General features: G+C 29.5%; 3 protein-coding genes and 1 tRNA gene. 3 read left to right on the top strand and 1 reads right to left on the bottom strand.

Annotated features, from left to right (window positions below; all coding sequences use genetic code 11):
* Positions 1 to 928 precede the first annotated feature (928 nt).
* A tRNA-Glu gene (locus ACFIO3_RS09895) sits at positions 929 to 1,003 on the top strand.
* Positions 1,004 to 1,164: 161 nt separating this feature from the next.
* Here the strand turns inward: ACFIO3_RS09895 and ACFIO3_RS09890 are convergent.
* Entirely contained in the window at positions 1,165 to 1,332 is a 168-nt protein-coding gene (locus ACFIO3_RS09890) for a hypothetical protein (RefSeq protein ID WP_375608330.1), read from the bottom strand.
* A gap of 117 nt (positions 1,333 to 1,449) precedes the next feature.
* On the opposite strand from ACFIO3_RS09890, the gene ACFIO3_RS09885 reads away from it, so the two are divergent.
* Positions 1,450 to 2,001, top strand: a complete 552-nt coding sequence (locus ACFIO3_RS09885) for an ATP-binding protein (protein ID WP_375608331.1) — start codon at positions 1,450 to 1,452, stop codon at positions 1,999 to 2,001.
* Positions 2,002 to 2,263: 262 nt separating this feature from the next.
* Entirely contained in the window at positions 2,264 to 3,259 is a 996-nt protein-coding gene (locus ACFIO3_RS09880) for a hypothetical protein (protein WP_375695210.1), read from the top strand.
* Positions 3,260 to 3,805: the final 546 nt, after the last annotated feature.

Here is a 3,805-nt window from a genome sequence, read left to right as displayed (position 1 = left end):
AACATTCCTAAAAATATAATATTTATTGTCTTCAAAGATTTCAGAATCTTTATAAAATATCTAATTCAGAATGAAAACCTGCAAAACTCATAAATGCAAGTTACCATAAAAAATTGCTTTGCTTTTTCAAAAGTAAAAAAATCTCTCAAAAAACAATCAATAACACGCGAAAAAATATTGAAAACTTGGAAAGAACACACACACATCTCTTCTAAATCAACAAACATTAAACAAAAAACACTCTCTCATATGAGACGCAAAAAGAATGAAACAAATAAAAGAGCTTTTAATTTTAAATTTCTTACAACCATATAAAATTAAAGATGATAAAAAACAATTTTTAATATATTCTGTAAAACTTACTTTAATAATTTTCATTTTGATCATACAGACTTTTTTTATTTTATATTTTGCTAAACTGACAGGATTCTGTAGCTTATGCTTCAAAAGAAACTTTTGTATGATTCGTATTATTTGTTACCTTGGTAATAAATATCGGCTTTCTACTTCATAAAATATACAACTTTTTAGTTTTTATTTTATGATAAACTCAAGCAAGCAAGTTTTGTATAAAAGCTCTCTCAAGCAAGTTAAATAATATTCTCATGTGCAAGCATAAGATAACAAACAATAAAATATGCAAAAAATAAACATATTTAAAATGCTGTTAAAATGTTGTCTTGATCGTTTTACCTACGCCTCAAACCAAAAATAAACGAAAATATCATTCACTGGGACAAATCTCACATCACAACTTTCTATCAATCATGATAACTCTATATTTTTTCTATAAAAAATCTTAAAAAATAAAATGATCCAACCAAGAGTCTCTCAAAAATTATTCAAGAAAACACACTTTTTTCAAAAAAAATGACACAGAGGGCTTGCGAAGTAAAAAGATCCTCTCTATAAGCCTCATAATTGGTTTGCGCCCATCGTCTAGCGGTTAGGACATCGCCCTTTCACGGCGGAAACAGGGGTTCGATTCCCCTTGGGCGTACCATGTTTCTTTTTACTGTACATAATCTATCGATTTTATATATCTTTTTTAAAGTACGGGGTACGTGGATAAAAGTTAGGGAATAGGATTTTCAAACTTGCTTTTACAAAGAGCATTCTTTTTTGCCGACTTTCTCTAATAATTTTTTGAATTCTGATAAATCCTTAATGTTCTGCTGCTTTCTGATCTAAAGCATAGAGTTCAGTTATCTTTTCCTTCATCCCCACAAGAACAAGTCTTTTGTCAATCTCGACAAAAGACAAAAGTGGTACATTATTTTTTACAAGTAGAATATTTTCCACGATCACTGTACAAAAACCATTATCAAGCATATACAATATCTATTATGGTAAGAAGTTATTAATTTTCATCAGGCACAGTGCGTTTAATATCATCATAAAATTTAAATATTACAACGAGATATATAAATAAAATATATTGGTGTACTCATGCTTGTCAAGCTTAATGCTATAATTCGCGATCTTTCTCCAAAAACGAATATCGTTACAGTTCTTAAGGAAGCTATAGTTAATTCTATACAAGCTCATGCGACAAAAATTGATATTTTATTTCAACTTTATGGCAATACGGATTTATGGAAGAATCAACCAGTTTTTTCTATAAGTGTTTTTGATAATGGAGATGGATTTACAAAAGAAAATATCAAATCTTTCTCTACCTACAAAAGTGATTATAAAATTCAAGAAGGATGTAAAGGGATTGGACGTATTACTTACTTGAAAATATTCAAGGCAGTTAAAATTGTTAGTTTTAGCAAAAATGAACATCATACTAAAATTTCACTAAATTTCACTCCGCAGTTTACACAAGATTCTTTTAAAAAGGAAAATAGCGAAAACTATAAATGGTGGACTACACATTTGCATTTACAAGAAACTCATGAACAAACTGATTTAGATATAAATTTAGTCCGTAACGAAATTTATTATCATCTCCTTCCTTTACTTTTTTTACTGAAAGTAAAAAAATATTCAAATTAACTTTTATGTACATGATGTAAAAAATTTAGAAGATTTAAATAACTTAAAGGACATAGAAAATTTAGAGAAAAGAACAATAAATACGCAAGATTGACCTTACTTAGAAAATAAAATTTTTGTAAAGATTCCCTTCACCCTTTCTTATTATTTCGAACAGAACGTAAACTCTAAAGCTAAAATAGAAGCTTTCTATTGTGCTAATAATCGTACTGTCATGCCTTTTTCAAAGTTTATAAATATCAATCCAATAAACGATATGATTATGATATTTTTATTGGAATCTCCTGTTTTTGACAAATATGTTAACGATGAACGAAATGAGTTTGAGATTAATGAAACAAATCCTGACTTAGAAACGCAACTATCTTGGTATGATATTAATCAAAAACTAGAGAGTATTTTGGATGAAACAATTAATATAAGATTTCCAGAAATTAAAGAAAAAAAGAGCGCTCTTCTCAAAAAAATTTCTGAAGAATATCCTTATTTAGTAGATTTTCTAGACACAAAGTATGTAATTGGTGGTTTCTCAAAAGAAGATTCATTTATTGAAAAAGCAGAAAGAGAATATTCAAAAAGGAAGTTGACATTTAGAAAGATTCTTCGTGAAGGTAAAGGAACACCGAAAAAGAATTTACAAGAAGCACGAAATTTTGCTAGTCTGGAGTTAACTCAATATATTCAATTCCGAGATGATATTTTGAATGAGCTCTCTAAATTATTAAAACCTAATACCTTAGAGAAAGAAATTCATAATTTATTTATTCCACAACAATGCACTGCTGATAAAACCTTATCTTTACCATTAAAAGAGAATAATTTGTGGATACTTGATGACAACTTAATGAGCTACAGCTATTTACAAAGTGAAAAGGAAATAAAGTCCTTTATTACTAAGGTTAATTTGCTTTTATCGACTTCTGAGGAAAGTAATAAAAAATTACGGAGTCGACCTGATATAGCTGTGTATTTTGACTCTGAGAATGGGAACCGTGCTGTCTTAATAGAGTTTAAAGGTCCTACAGCAGATTACAAAAATTCAGGTGTTTTTCAATTAATGTATTATGCCGAAAAACTTCAAAGCACCGGTGTTAAAGAAATGTATCTCTATCTCATTGCTGAAGTAGATGATGCTTACGAAAAGGTATTACTTGTTACAAATAATTTCACTAAAATTTTTTCTCCAGAAGGAAAATATTATCGACGTTATTGGCCTACATTAAATGCTTACACGTTATCTCTCTACATACTATTTTAAGTAACGCAAAATCACGAAATAGCACTTTTATGAATATTATTAAACAGGATTTGTTATGCCATCGATCATAGAAAACCAGTGAAGCATTCTATTATTCGGCTTTTGATTATCCGCTTTTTTAAGTGTGAGAGGATATTATCTGTCGCATCCATAAAACAAGCAAAATTAATAATCCATTTGCTAAAAAATTTTGCACGTCCAGAGTGTATTTAGAGTTGGATATTTGATTTTTGTGTAAAAATATTTTCCAATGCCTCTATGAGATGCAAAAAATCAAGCGCTAATAAGAGTATAATGAATACAATCTGTTTGGTATAACGTGACATCATTTTTCTGCTTCTATAAGTTCTGTATCGTTTTGTGTTTTTTCTAGCCATCTTTCCAACCACATAAATGTTCTCCCTGCTTGTTATGCTTCAAAATATCTCTTGCAAGGTTGGAACTGATGACCTCAACATCCTGATTATCTAAATAAATGGGCAACCAGCCACCACAAGAAACAGACCTATTTGCCGCGCACCCAACGAGAAAGTTCAGAGCGCACAC

The organism is Bartonella sp. AD328YNZD, assembly GCF_042196425.1.
Note: the sequence above shows the minus strand (reverse complement) of the source record. Positions and strands in the feature narration are given on the sequence as shown.

What these genes read in the sequence shown, in the direction of transcription:
- ACFIO3_RS09890 (WP_375608330.1), bottom strand. Translation starts at nt 1,332, where the DNA reads ATGCTTGATAATGGTTTTTGTACAGTGATCGTGGAAAATATTCTACTT.
- ACFIO3_RS09880 (WP_375695210.1), top strand. Translation starts at nt 2,264, where the DNA reads ATGATATTTTTATTGGAATCTCCTGTTTTTGACAAATATGTTAACGAT.
- ACFIO3_RS09885 (WP_375608331.1), top strand. Translation starts at nt 1,450, where the DNA reads ATGCTTGTCAAGCTTAATGCTATAATTCGCGATCTTTCTCCAAAAACG.